Below are 18,108 nucleotides of genomic sequence, written 5' to 3' on the forward strand. Positions count from 1 at the left end.
ACGATGGCGCGGTGCTGGTCAAGTGGATTCGCCTCACCGTTGTGGACCGTCGAGGGTTCGAGCGGGGGCAGCGGAAATGGGCGGGGCTGCTGGGTGAGCCCGGGTTTCGAGGGCAGGGCGGGGGGTGGAGCCGCGGCCGGCCGGGCGTCGCGCACCTGGTCGCCTTCTGGGAGAGCCGGGCGTTCTACGACTCGTTCATGGCCCGCTCCCACGACCGGCTGGCCGCGGCGCAGGTGGGCACCTTCAAGGACAGCCAAGTCCGCCTCTTCGAGCACGAATTCGACGTGAAGGTGGGCTTCGAGCCGCTCTTCGGTGACGTGGACGTGCTGCGCCTCGCGCACTCCCAGGTGCGCGAGGACCGCGTGGACCACTTCACGCTGATGCAGGAAAAGGTGTGGAATCCGGCGATGGCCGGGTCGCCGGGAATGGTGCGCGGGATGCTGGGGCGGGCTCCGGGGGAGGAGTTCTTGGTGTTGTCGATGTGGCAGTCGGCCGCCGAACGCGGAAAGTACCGCCCCGAACGGGTGGAGCGGCTCGCCCTGCGGGCCCAGATAGCGGCCGACGTGCAGGCCCTGGCTGGGGACGTCGTACAGCTCGAACCCTCCTGGACGGTCTGAGCCGCGCCGTCGCCCGCGGTCGAAGAGGCGTGGGGCGGGCGGGAATTGCCGCGGTCCGCGCCTACGGAGCCGGCGATTCCCGGTCGCCGGCCGTGAAGGTCCCGGCGCGGGCCGCCGCCACCGCCGCCGCCGCGGACTGCGCCGCCAGGTCGGAATCCACCGGCTCGCGGGTGATGAAGAGCCGGAAGAAGACCGGTGCCGACGCCGCCCGTACCAGCGCGCCCGCGTCGACGGCGGCGGGCAGTTCGCCGCGTTCCACGGCGCGTTCCACGATGGCCTCGCAGCGGGCGAACCGCTCGGCGTAGTAGGCGCGCAGGGCGTCGGCGGCACGCTCCGAGTGGAACGCCGCCGCGATGATCGCGGAACCGGACGCGCCGACCTCGCGGTCCGCGAAGGAGCGCACCACCTCCTGGGCGAGCGCGCGCAGATCGCCCTCCAGCGTCCCCGTGTCAGGCGGCAGCCAGCTGTCGTCGCCCGCGAGGTCCAGCGCGTCGGCCACCATGCCCTCGATGCCGCCCCAGCGCCGGTAGAGCGTCGTCTTGTGCACGCCGGAGCGCTCGGCGACGTACTCGACGGTCAGGCCGGGGTAGCCGTGCTCGGAAAGGCCGGTCAGGACGGCGTCCCGGACGGCGGCGCGGGTGCGTGCGGTACGTCCGCCGGGGCGCCGGGTGCCGGGCGTGGCCTCCTCATTCAATTGCAACTCCAGTTGTGTTAGTTCGGGGGTTCGTGTCATCATCATCGTAACGCAACTGAAGTTGTATTTGATGGTGCGGACGCGCCGCCCTGCCGCCACGCGGCCCAGGACCGGCGATCCCGCGCTCAACCGGAACGGAGCACTGATTGCCCACCCAGATCTCGCTGCACGACGTCACCAAGTCCTACGCCGACCGGCCGCTCCTCGACGGCGTCTCCCTGTCGGTACGCCCCGGCGAAACCCTCGGCATCGTCGGGGAGAACGGCGCGGGCAAGTCCACGCTGCTGCGCATCATCGCGGGCGCCGAACAGCCCGACGAAGGCCACGTGGTGCTCCGCGCCGACGGCGGAGTGGGATACCTGAGCCAGACCCCCGACCTCCCCGCCGACCACACCGTCCAGGACGCGATCGACACCGCACTCGCCGACCTCAGAGCGATGGAACACCGGCTGCGTTCCATGGAGGAACAGCTGGGCGGCGCCACGGCGGAGGAACTCGCGGCATACGGCGACCTGCTCACCCTCTTCGAACTGCGCGGCGGCTACGAGGCCGACGCCCGCGTCGACAAGGCGCTCTTCGGACTCGGCCTGGACCGGGTGGCCCACGACCGGCAGCTCGGCAGCCTCTCCGGCGGCGAGCAGGCCCGGCTCGGACTGGCCTGCGTGATCGCCGCGTCCCCCGAGGTCCTGCTGCTCGACGAGCCGACCAACCACCTCGACGCGAGCGCCCTCGACTGGCTGGAAGAGGCACTGCTCGCCCACCGCGGCACCGTTCTCACCGTCTCCCACGACCGGCTCTTCCTCCAGCGGACCGCCACCGCGATCGTCGAGGTCGACGCCGAGCGCCACCGGATCGTGCGCTACGGCGAGGGCTACGGCACGTTCATCGCCACGAAGGCGGCGGCCAGGCAGCGCTGGGAGCAGGAGTACGCGCAGTGGTGCGACCAGATCGCACAGCTCACCGAGTTCTCCCGCGGCACCGCCCACCACGTCGCCCAGGGCCGGGCCATCAAGGACGGCAACAAAATGGCCTACGACCGCGCCGGGGGACGCGTCCAGGCATCCGTGTCCAGTCGGGTGCGCAACGCCCAGGAACGGCTGCGCAGACTGCACGAGGAGGCCGTACCCCGACCGCCCGACCCGCTCCGCTTCCGGGCGGCACCGGACCTCGGCGACACCTCGGGCGCCCTCGTCACCCTGGACGGCGTACGCGTCGGGAACCGCCTCGCGGTGGACGCGCTCTCCGTCGCCGCGGGCGAACGCCTGCTCATCCACGGCGCCAACGGCGCGGGCAAGACCACCCTGCTCCGCGTCATGGCCGGCCTCACCGAGCCGGACCGCGGCACCGTCGCACGCCGCGGCAGGATCGGCTTCCTCGCCCAGGAGATCGCGGCCACCCGCCCCACGGAGACCCTGCTGACCGCCTTTCGCCGGGGACTTCCGGGCGAAGCCGAAGAACTGGCCGCCCTGCTCCTGTCCTTCGGCCTCTTCCGGGAGGCCGACCTACGGGTACCCGTGGGCGCCCTCTCGGCGGGCCAACGCCGCCGCCTCGCCCTCGCCCGCCTCCTGGCACGCCCCGCCGACCTGCTCCTGCTCGACGAGCCCACCAACCACCTCGCCCTCGGCCTGGTGGAAGAGCTGGAGGCGGCCCTGGGCGCCTGGCCGGGCGCGCTCGTGGTGGTCTCCCACGACCGTCTGCTGAGCCGCCGCTTCGGCGGCATCCACTACGAGATACGCGACGGCCGCCCGGTCCGCACCGACGGCTGAGAGGCGGAGCGCAAGCGGCTCACATGCGGGCGCCGCGGCCCCATCAGGCCCGGCCCCGCCGGTACCGAGGGCGGCTGCGGCACGCCCACGGCAGGCGTTCTAGGGTGGCGTCATGGCACGGCCCCGACGCATCGTCCTCATCCGCCACGGAGAGTCGGACGGCAACGTCGACGACACCGTCTACGAGCGGGAACCCGACCACGCGCTGAGCCTGACGGACAACGGACTGCGCCAGGCCCGCGAAGCCGGCGGCCCGCTGCGCGAACTCTTCGGCGGGGAACGGATCTCCGCATACGTTTCGCCCTACCGCCGCACCCACCAGACGTTCCAGTCCCTCGGCCTCGACCCCGGCAAGGTCCGGGTGCGCGAGGAGCCGCGGCTGCGCGAGCAGGACTGGGGCAACTGGCAGGACCGCGAGGACGTACGGCTTCAGAAGGCGTACCGGGACGCGTACGGACACTTCTTCTACCGGTTCGCCCAGGGCGAGTCCGGCGCCGACGTGTACGACCGCGTCGGGGCGTTCCTGGAGAGCCTGTGGCGAAGCTTCGAAGACCCGGACCACCCGCCGAACGTCCTGATCGTCACCCACGGCCTCACCATGCGACTGTTCTGCATGCGCTGGTTCCACTGGACGGTGGCCGACTTCGAATCGCTCGCCAACCCGGGCAACGCCGAACGGCGCACCCTGCTCCTGCGGCCCGACGGGCGCTACGACCTGGACCGGCCGTTCGAGCGCTGGTGTGAACCGGAGCCTTACGGCCTCAGCGGTTAGAGTGCCACCGATGACCGCCGACCACCGTGACGCAGACCGCTTCGAGCGGGCCCTGGCCAGCCTGCGCGGACTGACCGTGGGCGACGCCCTCGGATCCCAGTTCTTCGTCCCCGCCCATTACCCCGCCCTCAAGCGCCGCACGCTGCCGCCCGCCCCCTGGCGGTGGACCGACGACACCGAGATGACCTGCTCCGTACTGGCCGTCCTCACCACCCACGGCCGCATCGACCAGGACGCGCTGGCCAGGTCGTTCGCCGACCACCACGACGCCGACCGCGGCTACGGCCCGGCCGTGAACCGCATGCTCGACCTCATCCGGGACGGCGGCGACTGGCGCGAACTGGCCTCCGGCCTCTTCAACGGCCAGGGCTCCTGGGGCAACGGCGCCGCCATGCGCATCGCCCCCGTGGGGGCCTGGTACGCCGACGACCCCGAGCAGGCCACCCACCAGGCGGAGATCTCCGCCTACACCACCCACCAGCACCGCGAGGCCGTCGTCGGGGCGATGGCCGTCGCCGCAGCCGCCGCCCTGGTGGCGAACCCGGCCGGCGCCCCGGGCCCCGAGCAGCTGATCGACGACGTGATGGCGCTCATCCCGCGCAGCGCCGTCCAGGCCGGCCTGCGCCGCGCCCGGGACATGCTCGACTACGCGAACTCGGGCACCGTCGCCGCCGTCCTCGGCTGCGGACGGCGCACCACCGCCCACGACACCGTCCCCTTCGCCCTGTGGGCGGCGGCCCGCCACCTCGGCAACTACGAGCAGGCGTTCTGGACCACCGCCGAGGCCGGCGGCGACGTGGACACCACCTGCGCCATCGTCGGCGGCATCATCGCGTCCGGCCACGGCGGCCACCCGCCCCAGGAATGGCTCGACGGCACGGAACCCCTCCCTTCCTGGATGCCCGTCCCGGCGGTATGACCCTCCGCGGCACCCCCGCCGCCCACCGCAGTACGTCCCCCGGAACGCCTGACCGGCCGCCCCGCGCCCCGGCACCGGACACCGCCCGCCTCCCGGTGCCGCGGCCAACTGGCGCCGCCGACCGTCGAGTTCACGCCTCGCGCGGCACCGGAGCCGCACCGGCCGGCAACCGCCGCCCCGGGCACCGCACACCGGCCGCGAACCCCCGCACACCGGCCGCCCCGGCGCTCTGGCGGCCCTCCTGCTGCGCCGCCGGACCGCCCTCCGCCGGGCTCACATTCCGGCCGATCCGCAGTTGTTCCGTATCCGATGCGGACGCCCGACCCGAATAGGCGTACGCTGGCTGGCGCCATGCCGTACGAGCCTCCCACCCATACCGTCGAGCGATCACTGCGCGCCACGACGGGCGCCAAGATCATCGCCGGTGTCGACGAGGTCGGGCGAGGAGCCTGGGCCGGCCCGGTGAGCGTCTGCGCGGCCGTCACGGGCCTGCGTCGACCGCCCGCCGGACTCACCGATTCCAAGCTGCTGACCCCCAAGCGCCGGACCGAACTCGCCGACCTTCTCGGCACCTGGGTCACGGCATACGCACTGGGGCACTCCTCTCCCGAGGAGATCGACTCCCTGGGCATGACCGCGGCGCTCCGGCTCGCGGCCATCCGCGCCCTGGAGGCGCTGCCGGTCCGCCCGGACGCGATCATCCTCGACGGCAAGCACAACTACCTGGGCGAGCCATGGCAGGTCCGCACGGTCATCAAGGGCGATCAGTCCTGCATCGCGGTCTCCGCCGCATCCGTGATCGCCAAGGTGCGTCGCGACGCGATGATGGCCGAACTGGGCGCCGAGCACGTGGAGTTCGACTTCGCGGCCAACGCCGGCTATCCCTCTCCGACCCATCGCATCGCCCTGGAGGAGTACGGTCCTACGCCGCACCACCGGGTGTCGTGGTCCTACATGGATGCGCTGCCCCGGTGGCGGCATCTGAAGAAGGTGCGCGTCACCCCCGAAGCAGCCGCTCTGGAGGCCGGTGGCCAACTCGGCTTCGACTTCTGAGCGGTGCGGGCATCAACGCGGTACCCGCTGACATGTCCCGCACGCACGTTTGATAGACATCCCTTTATGCCTCTCATCCCCGAGGAGCCTCAGATTCACGAGAGTGTCCCGGGTCCCCGCGCAACTCCGGCCGCCGGCCGCACCGCGTCGACCCCCCGTCCTGTTCCCGGCCCCGGCCCCCGCCCCGCACCTCCGCGTGGCGCTCCCGCGGCCGGCGTCCGTCCGGGCAAGCCCGGACCGTCTGCCCCGCCGCGTGGGCCCGCCGCCCCGCCGGCGCAGCGCACCGGCCCCCCGACACCCGCTGCCACCGACGCCGGTACGGAAACCGGGGCGCAGCTTCAGCTGATCCCGGCCCCGGCCGACGGCGCCGTCGACGCCGCCGACGAAGCCGTCGATCTCCTGCTGGACTCCGGGCGGGCGCCGGGCGACATCCTGGTGCTCACCACCGGCGACCCCCACCCGTGGGCCGCGCACGAACTGTCCTTCGGTGAAGCGTCCTACTGGGCGCAACACGACGCCGGGGACGATGTGTTCTACGCGGACGCCGCTGCCGAGCGTCCCACCGGACGGCCCGTCGTGGTCGTCGCGGTGAACGGCGGCACCGACGAGGCCACCGCACAGGCCCTGCCCGCCGCGCTGGCCCGTGCCGGGGCACTGCTGATCGTCTGCGGAGACCCGCAGCAGATCAACACCGTGCTCGGCGCGCACGCCTGACGGACCCCTGCCCGCAGCAGCCCGCCGGCCCTCGGCCGGTCGGGCTCGCTCGTGCGCTCGGACACACCACGGCGGCCACCCCGGTGCGCCCGCCGTCCGGACCTCCGCGTGCGCCGGTCGCCGCGCTCCGCTTCCGGACACCGGCTGCCGTCAGCAGGCCGCCGTGTGCCGCTCGGCCTGCGCGGCGCCGCCACCGGCCCGCGGGGCCGCGCCGCTCCCGCGTCGTGACCGTTCCGCCACCTGCGCACCCGTCGCCGGACGCGCTGCCTCCGGCGGACGGCGGAGTCCCGCAACCCCGGACTGCTCCGGGACGACGGGACGCCCGTCACCGGGGCCCTGCGGCACGGCCCGTGACGTCGCCTGCGACCCGCGCCCGTCCGCCGGAGAACCGGCCAACGGGCCGCGCGGCTCGGGCAGTTCACGCCGCCCCCGGGGCCGACGCCCGCCCCGCTCCTCGCCCAGCACCTGCCAGCGGCCACGGGTCAGCGTGATGTACGCCCCGCACCGCAGCCCGTGCAGCGTGCACGCGTCACGCAGCCCCCACATCCAGGCCCCGTCCGTCTCCGTCCAGCGCGGCTCACCCTCCCGGCAGTACAGCAGCACCGCCGTACGGACCGGAACCCGCAGCCGCAGGTCGTGCGGGACGACCTGCCGGAGGTGGAGCAGCAGGACGTTGCGCAGCTTCCAGCCGTCCGCCTCCTTGACGGGCTCGCTGAAGGACGCGCTCGCGGTCACCCGCTGCTGCGGATCCAGCACCGCGACGACGGCCGTCGCGGGAACCGGGCGATGGAGTTCGTGCAGTCTCCACACGACCTCACGCGGATTGCGCAGCAGCGGAATCCCTGCCGACGCCCACTCGGCGGGCTCCAGCATCCGGCCCAGCCGGGCGGCGGAAGCCGCGGATGCAGACGAAGACGCGGGCATGAGCGGGGCGAAGCCGAAGGCCACGGTCCTCCCTTCGTCTGCACATCCGCACCACAGGCGGCAGCCGGACACGACAAGGCACGACACGGCGGAGCCGGACCCTGCGGCCGGACCGGTACGGGGAGCAGCCCCCATTCTCCCGATCGCACGCGCGTGCGGCAACGCTCTCGCGCCGTCCGCCGCCCCCCGAATCGCCCCGTGCGCTGCCCTTATCCTGCCCGCCGCGACGTCCCCTGATGCCGGTTCCACCCCCTCACCTTGGCTCGGCGCACAACCCCCGGACTATCCCTGGACGGCGAGGACCAGCGGAAACACACCGTCCGCTCCGGCCCTGCGCAGCAACCGGGCGGCCACCGCCAGCGTCCAGCCGGTATCGGCGTAGTCGTCCACCAGCAGCACCGGGCCCCCTGCCGACTCCAGCGCCCCGGCCAACTCCGGCGGCACGGTCAGCGATCCGTGCAGGGCCCGCAGCCGCTGGGCGCTGTTGCTCCGCGGAATCCGGCCGTCCGTCCCCTCGTCCGCCGACACCACCGTCCCCAGGAACGGCATCCTGCCGACGGCGGAGATCCGCCCGGCGAGCGACTGGATCAACTCCGGCCTGGAGCGCGACCCGAGAGCGACCACCCCCACCGGGCGGGCCGGCGCATCCGCCCCGCCCGAGGCCCAGCCACCCGGGCCCTTCGCCCAGTCGGCGAGGACGGTGACCACCGCGGACGCCACATCGTCTGGCACCGGGCCGTCCACCGCCTGCGGGGCGAGCATCGGCCGCAGGCGATTGCCCCAGCCGATGTCCGAGAGCCGGCCCAGGGCACGGCCGGTCGCGGCCAACTCACCCGCGGGGATCCGCCCCTTGAGGTCGACGCCGATGGCCGGCAGCCCCGTCGGCCACATACGCCGCGGCTCCACCTCCACACCGGGCCGCCCCAGCTCACCGCGCGCCGCGTCCAGCGAGGCCGCGGACACCTCCGTGGTGAACCGCGACCCGGCACAGCTGTCGCATCGGCCGCACGCCACCGCCGCCTCGTCGTCCAGCTGCCGCCGCAGGAACTCCATCCGGCAGCCCGTCGTGACCGCGTAGTCCCGCATCGCCTGCTGCTCGGTCTCACGCTGCCGCGCCACCCAGGCGTACCGCTCGGCGTCGTACGACCACGGGCGCCCGGTGGCCGTCCAGCCCCCCTTCACCCGGTGCACCGCGCCGTCCACATCGAGCACCTTGAGCATCGTCTCCAACCGCGAACGACGCAGCTCCACCTGCGGCTCCAGAGCCGGCAGCGACACCGGCCGGCCGGCCGCCGCCAGGACGTCCAGCGTCCGGCGCACCTGCTCCTCCGGTGGGAACGCCAACGACGCGAAGTACCTCCAGATCGCCTCGTCCTCCCGACCCGGCAGCAGCAGCACCTCGGCGTGCTCCACACCACGCCCGGCGCGCCCCACCTGCTGGTAATAGGCGATCGGCGAGGACGGCGAACCCAGGTGCACCACGAAACCCAGGTCGGGCTTGTCGAAACCCATGCCGAGCGCGGACGTCGCCACCAGCGCCTTCACACGATTGGCGAGCAGATCGTCCTCCGCCTGCTGCCGGTCGGCGTTCTCCGTCTTACCGGTGTACGAGGACACGGTGTGGCCGCGGTGCCGCAGGAACGCCGTGACCTCCTCGGCCGCGGCCACCGTCAGGGTGTAGATGATCCCGGAACCCGGCAGCTCGTGCAGATGGTCCGCCAGCCAGGCGAGCCGGTGCGCGGCGTCCGGCAGCGTCAGCACCCCCAGACTCAGACTCTCCCGGTCCAGCGGCCCACGCAGCACCAGGGCCTGCGCCGCGCCCTCACCCGTCCCCAACTGCTCGGCGACATCGGCCGTCACCCGGGCGTTGGCCGTCGCCGTCGTCGCGAGCACCGGTACCCCCGGCGGCAGATCGGCGAGCATCGTCCGCAGCCTGCGGTAGTCCGGCCGGAAGTCATGGCCCCAGTCGGAGATGCAGTGCGCCTCGTCGACCACCAGGAGCCCGGTGGCCGCCGCCAGCTTGGGCAGCACCTGATCCCGGAAGTCGGGATTGTTGAGCCGCTCGGGGCTCACCAGGAGAACGTCCACCTCACCCGCGGCGACCTCCGCCTGGACGGTGTCCCACTCCTCGGTGTTGGAGGAGTTGATCGTGCGCGCCCGGATGCCGGCCCGCGCGGCTGCCTCGACCTGGTTGCGCATCAGCGCGAGCAGGGGGGAGACGATCACCGTCGGCCCTGCGCCGCGCTCGCGCAGCAGCGCCGTCGCGACGAAATAGACCGCGGACTTTCCCCATCCCGTTCGCTGCACGACCAAAGCACGGCGATGGTCGGCCACCAGCGCCTCGATCGCCCGCCACTGATCCTCACGCAGCCGTGCCGCGCCGCTGGGGTCGCCGACGAGGCGGGTCAGAACGGCATCGGCCGACGCACGCAGATCTTCGTTGCTCATGCCCCCATGCAACCCGATGCCACTGACAACGCGCGAACCCCGGCCCGAACCTGTGGATAACCACGTCACCCGTGAGTTATCCACAGGGGTCGCGGCGGAGCGCCGAGCGCGGGATCTTCGAGCCATGAATCAGCACAGCGAACCGTCCGACCGCCCGAACCCCGCAGACCGCAAGGGGCCGACGAAGCCCGCGAACGCGACGCACCCCACGCGCCAGAAGCGGCCCACAGGCCGAGCACAGTCGGCGAACCCGCCCGGCACCCCCGCTTCCCGCCGCTCGCGCACCGACGAGCCGCAGCAGACAGACGCTCCGGACAGTCCGGCATCCCGCGGCACGGACGAAGCCGGCCAGGCGCAGGGAAACCGCCCTCGCCGCCCCGCCGACCCCACCTTCTCCCCGACGTCCTTCACCCCGCCGAGCCCCGCCACCCCGGCCGCCCGTGCCGCCCGTCCCGCATCCCCGCCCGCCGAACACACCCCCGCCGACCCCGACGACACCCACCACAGCACCGGCGACGTACCCCAGGTCACGCTGCGCGGCCCGGCCGAACTCGCCGACGCGCTGCCCTACCTCATGGGCTTCTACCCCGACGACAGCATCGTCCTCGTGGCCCTGCACGGCGAACGAGGCCGCTTCGGCGGCAGGGTCAGGCTCGGCATCCCGAAGGACTCGACCCAGTGGCCCTACATCGCCGACCAACTCGCCGAATGCCTCGTCTCGGCGGCCGAACAGCGCGGCGAGCGGCCCGCCGGGATGCTCGTCTTCGTCTGCCAGGAACCGGAGCAGGGCGAGAGCGGCCAGGACGTGAAGCAGCGCCTCCGGCCCCTCGCCCAGCGGCTCCGCACGGCCTGCGGCGCCTTGGACGTACCGGTCCTGGAGGCACTGTGCCTCTCCAACGGCCGCTACTGGTCCTACTGCTGCCCTGACTTCCGCTGCTGCCCCGCCGAAGGGACACCCATGGTCATGCCCGGTACGTCCGTGATGGCGGCGGCTGCCGCCTACGCAGGGATGCAGGTGCGCGGCTCGCTCAAGGAAATGGAAGCGAGGCTGACCCCACGCACGGGGCCACGGGCCGCCGACCAGGTCAAAGCGCTGGACGCGGCAGCCGCAGCCCTCCTGCCGCGCATGCTCCAGGAGGACGGATCGGCCGTCGTCCGGCGGGACACCATCGACCGCGCCGCCGCGATGATCCACCGTTTCCGCAAGGACACGCCCGCGGGCAGCAACAAGGCGCGCGACGCCTGCGATGACGCGCTGATCACCGACGCAGAGGCCGCCCAACTGATCCTCGGACTCCAGGACCGCGTCGCCCGCGACCGAGCCGCGGAATGGATGGACGGCCCCGCCGCCGCACCCGCCCTCCGGCTGTGGCGCGCCCTGGCCCGCCGCTGCGCCGGCGGCTACATCGAGCACTCCGTGGCGCCACTCACCCTCGCCGGATGGGTCGCCTGGGCCACCGAGGACGAACCCTCCGCCCGGGTGGCCCTCAGCCGCGCCCTGAGCCTTGACCCTGACTACGTCTTCGCCCGGCTGTTGCACGAAGGCATCAACGACGGCCTCGACCCGGAGCCGCTGCGCAGCTGTCTGCGGGCGGAACGTGCCGAACGCGCCGCTGCCGAGAGGCCCGACCCCGGTACGACGCCGGACGGCGAACGCTCACGGCAGGGCCGTCCGACGGCAGCCGACCGGCCTTCGGGACCGCGCGGCACCACCCGGCCCGCCGGCCGCCCGGCGGGCACACGGGCCAAGGGACGCGCCGGTCGGAACGGTGACCGGAGCCGAAGGTGACCGTCCCCGCACTGCGCGGCCGGCGTGACCTGTGCGCCGGCCGCGCCGTTCAGGTGGGTGGCGTGAGCCGCAAGGAGCCACGGACCCACAAAGGAGCCCCGCACGTGCCAGGCATAGTCCCCACCCCGCCCGCCCCCCGGCCGCCAGGGGCACAGCGCGCCGCGCCGCTCCGTACCCCGCAGCCCCAACCCGTGCACTCCTCGCTGATCTGCCTGGCCCTGCCCGCCCTCGCGATCTCCCCCGCCGACGGACAGCTGAGGGGCGAGGGCCTGAACGGCTATTACCGGGAGGGCCGCCGCATCCTCTCCCGCTGTGAAGTGCGGGTGGCCGGAGCCGAACCCCTCATCGTGCAGGGCAGGTTGACGGCCGCGGACCGCGCCCGCTTCGTCGGGACGGTGCGCAGGGCGGGGGAACGCGGCCCGGACCCCGAGGTCCACATGGAACGCCTGCGCCGAGCCGACGGCACCGAACGGCTCACCTTCCGCAGCAGCGCAGCGCGCGCCCTCCGGCTCCCCGTCGAAATCCGGCTGGGCGCCGACCTCACCGAGCTGGGCGCCGTCGCCATCGGACTCCCGGGCCCCGAACTGCGCGCCGCCGTGCACGGCTCGGGCCTGCGCTGGTCCGGGCCCGGCGCCCATGCCGTGGTGACCGCGACCCCGGCCCCTGATGACGCGCTGGCCTCCGCGGGGCTGCTGCGCTGGGAACTGGACCTGCCGGCCGCCGGTCACCGCACCATCGACCTCCGGATCTCCCTCGAACTCCCCGCCCCCGGCCACGGGGAAGACCACCGCACAGCGCAGGACCGGCCCACCGGAGGCGCCCCTTCCGGGCTGGACGACACCGGCCGCCCAGGCTCGTCCCGGCCCCTCGCCCCGCGTCCCAGGGCGGCCCGCCCGCCCCGCCCGTGGACACCCGCACGGCTGGAATGCGACGACGCACGCGCGGACGCCCTCCTGGCGGCAGCTCTCGGCGACCTCAACGGCCTCCTGACACGTGATCCCGCAACCCCCATGGACCTGTACATCGCCGGTGGAATCCCCTGGCGGCCCGGCCTCGCCCCGGCCGACGCCCTGTGGTCGGCCCGCATGCTGCTGCCCCTCGGCACCCGGCTCGCCGCAGGCACCCTGCGCGCCCTCGCCCGTACACAACTGGCCGCTCCAGGAGCGGATTTCGGCCGAATTCCCGGCCCGCTGCGCGACGCGGGCCCGCACACCCCGCCGAGCTGCACCGGCGTCGAGGCCACCCTGCTCTTCCCCGTCGTCCTGGCCGAAGCCAGGCGCTGGGGCCTGCCCGACCACGAAACCGCACGCCTGCTGCCCGCAGCGGAACGCTGCCTGCGATGGCTGCGCAGCGCCGGCACGTCCGACGGCACCGCGCACCCCGTGAGCTACGTCCCCGACCCGGCGCCGGACGGCCCGCACCGCTGCGAGACCCAGGCGCACGCCCACCGAGCGGCCCTCCTGGGCGCCGACCTCCTCGATGCCTACGGATACCCCGACGCGGCAGCCCTGCGGGACTGGGCCGCCCAGCTCCGCACCCGGTTCCGCAACGACTTCTGGCTGGATGACCGGTCCGGTGGCCGCCCCGCAGCCCTGCGCACCGCGGACGGCCGCCCCCTGCCGCACCTCGGCTCCGCAGCCGCCCATCTCCTCGACACCGGCCTCCTCGGGGACGGCACCCACGCGCCGGGACTCCTCGACTCGGCCCGCACGGCGCAACTCGCCGCCCTGCTCGGCAGCCCGGCCCTGGACTCCGGCTGGGGGCTGCGCAGCCTGAGCGCCAAGGAGAGCGGCTACAACCCGTTCGGACACCGGAGCGGCGCGGTCCGGATCCACGAAACCGCCGTAGCCGTCGCCGGACTCGCCGCCGCCGGTCACGAGAAGGCAGCATCCGCGCTGGTCAAGGGCGTACTCGACGCGGCGGAAACCTTCGGCCACCGCCTCCCCGAGATGTACGCGGGGGAGCAGCGCACCGCAGGCAGCGTTCCCGTACCGCACCCGGCAGCCTGCCGCCCCGCCTCGGTGGCCGCAGCCGGCGCCGTGCACCTCCTGGCCGCACTGGCCGGTCTGCGCCCCGACGTCCCCGGCGGGACGGTCGCGGTGCGGCCGGTGAGCAGCGCTCCGCTGGGCGCGCTCCAGTTCACCGGTCTGAGCGTCGCTGAGCAGCCCTTCGCCGTGCGGATCAGCCGTCTCGGCATGGCCATGGTGGAGGAGGCCGCGGATGGCTTGCAGCTGGGGTCCTGAGATGCCGCAGGGCCTGTTTATCGTCAGGCGGACGACTATGATCACGCCATGCCTCCCTACGACCCGTCGGCTTTCCCGCCCTTCGCCGTCACCGTCGACCTGGTCGTGCTCACCGTGCGCCGGCACGCCCTGTGCGCACTGGCCGTACGCCGCGGTGAGCCGCCGTTCCAGGGCCGATGGGCGCTACCCGGCGGGTTCGTCCGCAGCGACGAAGACCTCGAAGGCGCAGCCGCCAGGGAACTCGCCGAGGAAACCGGTCTGCACGCCCATGCCCCTGCGGGCCCGACCGCGTACGGCGCACACCTCGAACAACTCGCCACGTACGGCGACCCCCAGCGCGACCCGAGGATGCGAGTCGTCAGCGTCGCCCATCTCGTCCTCGCCCCCGACCTGCCCGCACCGCGAGCCGGCGGCGACGCCCACAGCGCACGCTGGGCACCGGTCGACAGCCTCCTGGAGCAGACACCCGACCCCGGCCGCGACGGCGACCTGCCCGCTCCGCTCGCCTTCGACCACGCGCAGATCCTCGAAGACGGCGTGGAGCGCGCCCGCTCGAAGATCGAGTACTCCTCGCTCGCCACGGCGTTCTGCACGCAGGAATTCACCGTCGGCGAACTGCGCAGGGTCTACGAAGCCGTATGGGGCGTCGCCCTGGACCCCCGCAACTTCCACCGCAAGGTGACCGGAACTCCCGGCTTCCTGGTGCCCACCGGCGGCACGACGACCCGTCAGGGAGGACGCCCCGCCCAGCTGTTCAGGGCGGGCGGAGCCACCTTGCTCAACCCTCCGATGCTGCGCCCGGAGGCGTGACCACACGGCTCGGGGCGGCGCGATGACGCCGGACACGACACCATGCCACGGCCCGGCAATTACGGGTAAATAAGACATGTAGGTCTATCTTGACGGGGTGAGCCCTCTCGTACCCCCCGCTGCCTCCGACCGGTCTCACGCCCCGCGAGGGACGCGATGATCCAGGCCATCGGACTGACCAGCGCGCCCCGCGGCGACCTGCCGCCCGCCGTCGATGACCTCACCTTCGAGGCGCGACCGGGCAACGTCACCGTCCTGCACGGCCCCGCCGCAGCAGGCAAGACCACCGCACTGCGCCTGATGCTTCAGCTCGAAACGGGCCGAGGCGTCGCCCTCTTCCGCGGGCGCCCGCTGCATCGCGTCCCGAATCCCGCCCGCGAAATCGGCGTGCTCCTCGGTGACGTCCCCGGGCACCCCTCCCGCACCGCGCGCGGACACCTGCGCATGCTCAGCGCAGCGGCCGGCGTCCCCGCCGACCGCGCCGACGACGTACTCGACCTCGTCGGCCTCAGTGGTCTTGCCGACAAACAGATCGGCGACCTCTCCCGCGGCATGGACCGCCGACTCGGCATGGCCGCCGCCCTCCTCGGCGACCCGCACACCCTCGTCCTCGACGAACCCACCGAAGGACTCGCGCCCCGGGAAGCCGCATGGCTGCACGGCCTGCTACGCGGCTACGCCGCACAAGGTGGCGCCGTACTCATCGCCTCCCGCAACTCCAGGGAAGTCACCCGCATCGCCGACCACGTGGTCACGCTCCACGACGGCAGACTCACCGCCGACCAGGAGGCCGCCGACTTCGCCCGCACCCGCATGCGCCCCCGCGTCGCGGTCTGTTCCCCGCACGCCGACCGCCTCGCGGCCCTGCTGATCGACGAGTCGCAACGAGCGCACCGTGCCTCCGATCCCGCCATCGGCCGTGCCATCGAAGTCGTCCGCGAAAGCGGCAGTCGCATCGCCGTCTACGGCAGCAGCTGCGCCGCCGTCGGCGAAGCGGCGTTCCGGCATCACATCCTCGTGCACCAACTGACGGACGAGGTGGGCGACACCACTCTGGCCACGCCCCTCCACCGGGCCGACGGTCGCCCCGCATGCGCAGTGGCCGAAGCGCCCGAGGCGGTCGTGGTCACCTCCTCGGAGGAGGCCGTCACCCACGCCGACACACATATCGATATGACGACATCGACCATCAGTGACATCGCCTCGCACAGTACGTCGCGCACTTCCGACGGCACTGCCGCAATCAGTGACCGTGACGCACTGTCCGACACCCTCACCCTCCCGGTGATCGAGATGTCGACATCAGTGCCACACCAAGCTCTGCCCGTCCGCTCCCCGCTCGCCGAGCGACTCGTGATTCCACGGCTGCCGGCGCCGGGGCCGGCATGGCCGCTGCGCTACGAACTGCGCCGCGCCCTAAGCGACGGCACCGGACTGCTCGTCGCCGTCGTCACTCTGCTTGTGTCGCTGGTGCTGGCACTACTGCTGGCGCGTCACGGGGCCGCCCCCACGTCCCGGGTGGTGACCGGCTGGCCACGTCAACTCCCCTTCCCTCCGGCGGCGCTCGGAGCGGGACTTCTCGGTTCGCTCGCCTTCGGCCAGGAGTTCCGCTACCCGGCACTGGCGCACGAACGCGGTGCTGTGCCACGGCGTCTCGGGCTGCTCGTCGCCAAACTCGTCGTCAGCGCGGTCGCCGCGTTGGCGCTCGGCGCTGCTGTGCTCGCCGCGGATGAGGCGGCCTCGCGCCTGTTCTTCGGGCCGGACGCGGCCAGCGCTCTCTCCGACTGGCCTGTGTTCAGCCTCGGTTGGGCGGGGCTGTTGGTGGGGTGTGCCTGGGCGGGAGTGCTCGCCGCCGGTGTATTCCGTTCCACGGCAATGGGGTTGGCGGCTGTCCTCGCTGTTCCGGTGGTCGTCATGCCTCTGGTGCAGCAGGTGTTGGCCGAGCCGGCTGCCCGTTCCCTGGCCGGTCTGCCCGGGCGACTGCGGTCGTCGGCTCTGATCCAGTGGCCTTCCGGAATTGACCAAGGTGTGTCCGTAGTGCTGCGCCTGGCCACTCAACCCGTAGGCGGCGCACTGACGTTGTCGCTCGCGGCCCTGGTCTGCGCCTATGCCCTCACCATGCTTCGCCACCGGGCTCACTGACCACCGCGCACGGTCGAATCGCGGTCCACTTCTTGTGCGGACTGTCCGCAACTCGCCGTAGAAAGCGCGTTTCTTTCCGATAAAGCGTCAATTATGAGGTGACGGGCGATCACCCTTTCGTGTGCTTTTCACCAAAGACCTCAAGGGTGTTGAGGCCGCCGCCGACAAAGGATGCGTGAGTACCCTTGCGCACACCATGATGACCGCGGCTCGCCCCGCCGACTCCGGCCACGCAGGCCCGGGCGAGCTTGACCGCTACCCCTATGGCGCCGCCAACGCCGGCGCGGACCGCGCCGAGCGCGTCGCGCCGGTATGGGACGGCGCCGAAGCAGACATGGCCCGTGCAGGCCGCCGCGCGGCGGGCAGCCGCGGCCGCGGCCTGCACGGCCAACTCGTCCAGCAGCTCGGTCAGATGATCGTCTCCGGCGATCTCGGTGCCGACCGTCCACTCGTCCCCGAGGAGATCGGCCAGCGTTTCGAGGTCTCCCGCACCGTCGTCCGTGAGTCGCTGCGCGTCCTCGAGGCCAAGGGCCTCGTCAGCGCCCGCCCGAACGTGGGCACCCGGGTGCGCCCGGTCAGCGACTGGAACCTCCTCGACCCCGACATCATCGAATGGCGGGCCTACGGTCCGCAGCGCGACGACCAGCGGCGTGAGCTCTGCGAGCTGCGCTGGACGATCGAACCGCTCGCCGCCCGCCTCGCCGCAGGACACGGCCGCGAGGACATCCAGCAGCGGCTCACCGACATGGTCGAGATCATGGGCCACTCCGCAGCCCAGGGCGACACCATGACCTTCGCCCGCGCCGACTCCGAGTTTCACGGCCTGCTGCTGCAGCTCGCCGGCAACCGGATGCTCGAGCACCTCTCGGGCATCGTCTCCGCCGCCCTGCACGTCTCCGGTGGCCCGTCGGGCGGCTGCGAGCGGCCCGTGGAGACGTCCGTGGGGCAGCACATGCGGATCGTCGACGCGATCGGCAGCGGGGACGCCACGGCGGCCGAGGGTGCCATGCGCCAGCTGCTCGCCGCGCACGGCGACAGCTCCGGGCAGGTTCCCGGTGCGCCCGTGGACCACGTCGTGCCCGCGCCCCGCGAGCACTGAAGGCCGTACCCACGCGCGTACGGGGCGCCGCGTGGGCAGGGTGCCGCGCGTCCCGACGGCCCGGGTGCGATGCACGCGCGCGGGCCGTCCGCTCGCCGGATCCGGACGGGATCCGGAT

General features: G+C 73.1%; 13 protein-coding genes and 1 pseudogene. 11 read left to right on the top strand and 3 right to left on the bottom strand.

Annotated elements, in window-relative coordinates:
- Positions 1 to 11 precede the first annotated feature (11 nt).
- Positions 12 to 617, top strand: a complete 606-nt coding sequence (locus ACIBK8_RS31720; RefSeq protein ID WP_399045701.1) for a YdbC family protein — start codon at positions 12 to 14, stop codon at positions 615 to 617.
- A 61-nt stretch (positions 618 to 678) separates the two neighbouring features.
- Here ACIBK8_RS31720 and ACIBK8_RS31725 read toward each other — a convergent pair whose 3' ends face one another.
- The gene (locus ACIBK8_RS31725; protein ID WP_399045703.1) at positions 679 to 1,350 is read right to left on the bottom strand and encodes a TetR/AcrR family transcriptional regulator; all 672 of its coding nucleotides are present in this window, start codon (positions 1,348 to 1,350) and stop codon (positions 679 to 681) included.
- Positions 1,351 to 1,457: 107 nt separating this feature from the next.
- Between ACIBK8_RS31725 and abc-f the strand changes: the two genes are divergently transcribed.
- The 5 genes from abc-f (at position 1,458) to ACIBK8_RS31750 (ending at position 6,535) form a co-directional block, all read left to right on the top strand.
- Complete coding sequence (abc-f, locus tag ACIBK8_RS31730; RefSeq protein WP_399045704.1) at positions 1,458 to 3,077, top strand: ribosomal protection-like ABC-F family protein; 1,620 nt, start codon at positions 1,458 to 1,460, stop codon at positions 3,075 to 3,077.
- 112 nt (positions 3,078 to 3,189) lie between these two features.
- On the top strand, positions 3,190 to 3,849 hold the full coding sequence (locus ACIBK8_RS31735) for a histidine phosphatase family protein (protein WP_399045706.1): 660 nt from the start codon (positions 3,190 to 3,192) through the stop codon (positions 3,847 to 3,849).
- A gap of 10 nt (positions 3,850 to 3,859) precedes the next feature.
- Positions 3,860 to 4,768: an ADP-ribosylglycohydrolase family protein gene (locus ACIBK8_RS31740; RefSeq protein ID WP_399045708.1), complete on the top strand. Its 909-nt coding sequence runs from the start codon at positions 3,860 to 3,862 to the stop codon at positions 4,766 to 4,768.
- Positions 4,769 to 5,119: 351 nt separating this feature from the next.
- Positions 5,120 to 5,821, top strand: a complete 702-nt coding sequence (locus ACIBK8_RS31745; protein ID WP_399045709.1) for a ribonuclease HII — start codon at positions 5,120 to 5,122, stop codon at positions 5,819 to 5,821.
- A gap of 66 nt (positions 5,822 to 5,887) precedes the next feature.
- A complete protein-coding gene (locus ACIBK8_RS31750) occupies positions 5,888 to 6,535 on the top strand; it encodes a hypothetical protein (protein ID WP_399045711.1) in 648 nt (215 codons plus the stop codon).
- A gap of 345 nt (positions 6,536 to 6,880) precedes the next feature.
- On the opposite strand, the pseudogene ACIBK8_RS31755 reads toward ACIBK8_RS31750, so the two are convergent.
- Both ACIBK8_RS31755 and ACIBK8_RS31760 read right to left on the bottom strand, forming a co-directional pair.
- Positions 6,881 to 7,483 (bottom strand): annotated as a pseudogene (locus ACIBK8_RS31755) (hypothetical protein); the annotation flags it as partial.
- A 258-nt stretch (positions 7,484 to 7,741) separates the two neighbouring features.
- Positions 7,742 to 9,907: a RecQ family ATP-dependent DNA helicase gene (locus ACIBK8_RS31760; RefSeq protein WP_399045713.1), complete on the bottom strand. Its 2,166-nt coding sequence runs from the start codon at positions 9,905 to 9,907 to the stop codon at positions 7,742 to 7,744.
- Positions 9,908 to 10,031: 124 nt separating this feature from the next.
- On the opposite strand from ACIBK8_RS31760, the gene ACIBK8_RS31765 reads away from it, so the two are divergent.
- The 5 genes from ACIBK8_RS31765 to ACIBK8_RS31785 all read left to right on the top strand — a co-directional run bounded on the left by ACIBK8_RS31765 (position 10,032) and on the right by ACIBK8_RS31785 (position 17,990).
- Positions 10,032 to 11,696, top strand: coding sequence for a DUF4192 domain-containing protein (locus ACIBK8_RS31765; protein ID WP_399045714.1), 1,665 nt, complete (start codon positions 10,032 to 10,034; stop codon positions 11,694 to 11,696).
- Positions 11,697 to 11,800: 104 nt separating this feature from the next.
- Positions 11,801 to 13,939 (top strand): glycogen debranching N-terminal domain-containing protein, encoded by a 2,139-nt coding sequence (locus ACIBK8_RS31770; protein WP_399045715.1) that lies wholly within the window; start codon positions 11,801 to 11,803, stop codon positions 13,937 to 13,939.
- 48 nt (positions 13,940 to 13,987) lie between these two features.
- A complete protein-coding gene (locus ACIBK8_RS31775; protein WP_399045716.1) occupies positions 13,988 to 14,749 on the top strand; it encodes an NUDIX domain-containing protein in 762 nt (253 codons plus the stop codon).
- A gap of 156 nt (positions 14,750 to 14,905) precedes the next feature.
- The gene (locus tag ACIBK8_RS31780; protein WP_399045717.1) at positions 14,906 to 16,891 is read left to right on the top strand and encodes an ATP-binding cassette domain-containing protein; all 1,986 of its coding nucleotides are present in this window, start codon (positions 14,906 to 14,908) and stop codon (positions 16,889 to 16,891) included.
- A gap of 121 nt (positions 16,892 to 17,012) precedes the next feature.
- Positions 17,013 to 17,990 carry a FadR/GntR family transcriptional regulator gene (locus ACIBK8_RS31785; protein WP_399045718.1) on the top strand — a complete coding sequence of 326 codons (978 nt, stop codon included), beginning with the start codon at positions 17,013 to 17,015 and terminating at the stop codon, positions 17,988 to 17,990.
- The last annotated feature ends 118 nt before the right edge of the window (positions 17,991 to 18,108 follow it).

Source organism: Streptomyces sp. NPDC050161 (genome assembly GCF_044460025.1).
Classification (GTDB): Bacteria; Actinomycetota; Actinomycetes; order Streptomycetales; family Streptomycetaceae; genus Streptomyces.

Coding starts and splice junctions, on each gene's coding strand:
- ACIBK8_RS31765 (WP_399045714.1), top strand. CDS start 10,032: ATGAATCAGCACAGCGAACCGTCCGACCGCCCGAACCCCGCAGACCGC.
- ACIBK8_RS31780 (WP_399045717.1), top strand. CDS start 14,906: ATGATCCAGGCCATCGGACTGACCAGCGCGCCCCGCGGCGACCTGCCG.
- ACIBK8_RS31740 (WP_399045708.1), top strand. CDS start 3,860: ATGACCGCCGACCACCGTGACGCAGACCGCTTCGAGCGGGCCCTGGCC.
- ACIBK8_RS31735 (WP_399045706.1), top strand. CDS start 3,190: ATGGCACGGCCCCGACGCATCGTCCTCATCCGCCACGGAGAGTCGGAC.
- ACIBK8_RS31750 (WP_399045711.1), top strand. CDS start 5,888: ATGCCTCTCATCCCCGAGGAGCCTCAGATTCACGAGAGTGTCCCGGGT.
- ACIBK8_RS31760 (WP_399045713.1), bottom strand. CDS start 9,907: ATGAGCAACGAAGATCTGCGTGCGTCGGCCGATGCCGTTCTGACCCGC.
- ACIBK8_RS31725 (WP_399045703.1), bottom strand. CDS start 1,350: ATGACACGAACCCCCGAACTAACACAACTGGAGTTGCAATTGAATGAG.
- ACIBK8_RS31775 (WP_399045716.1), top strand. CDS start 13,988: ATGCCTCCCTACGACCCGTCGGCTTTCCCGCCCTTCGCCGTCACCGTC.
- ACIBK8_RS31745 (WP_399045709.1), top strand. CDS start 5,120: ATGCCGTACGAGCCTCCCACCCATACCGTCGAGCGATCACTGCGCGCC.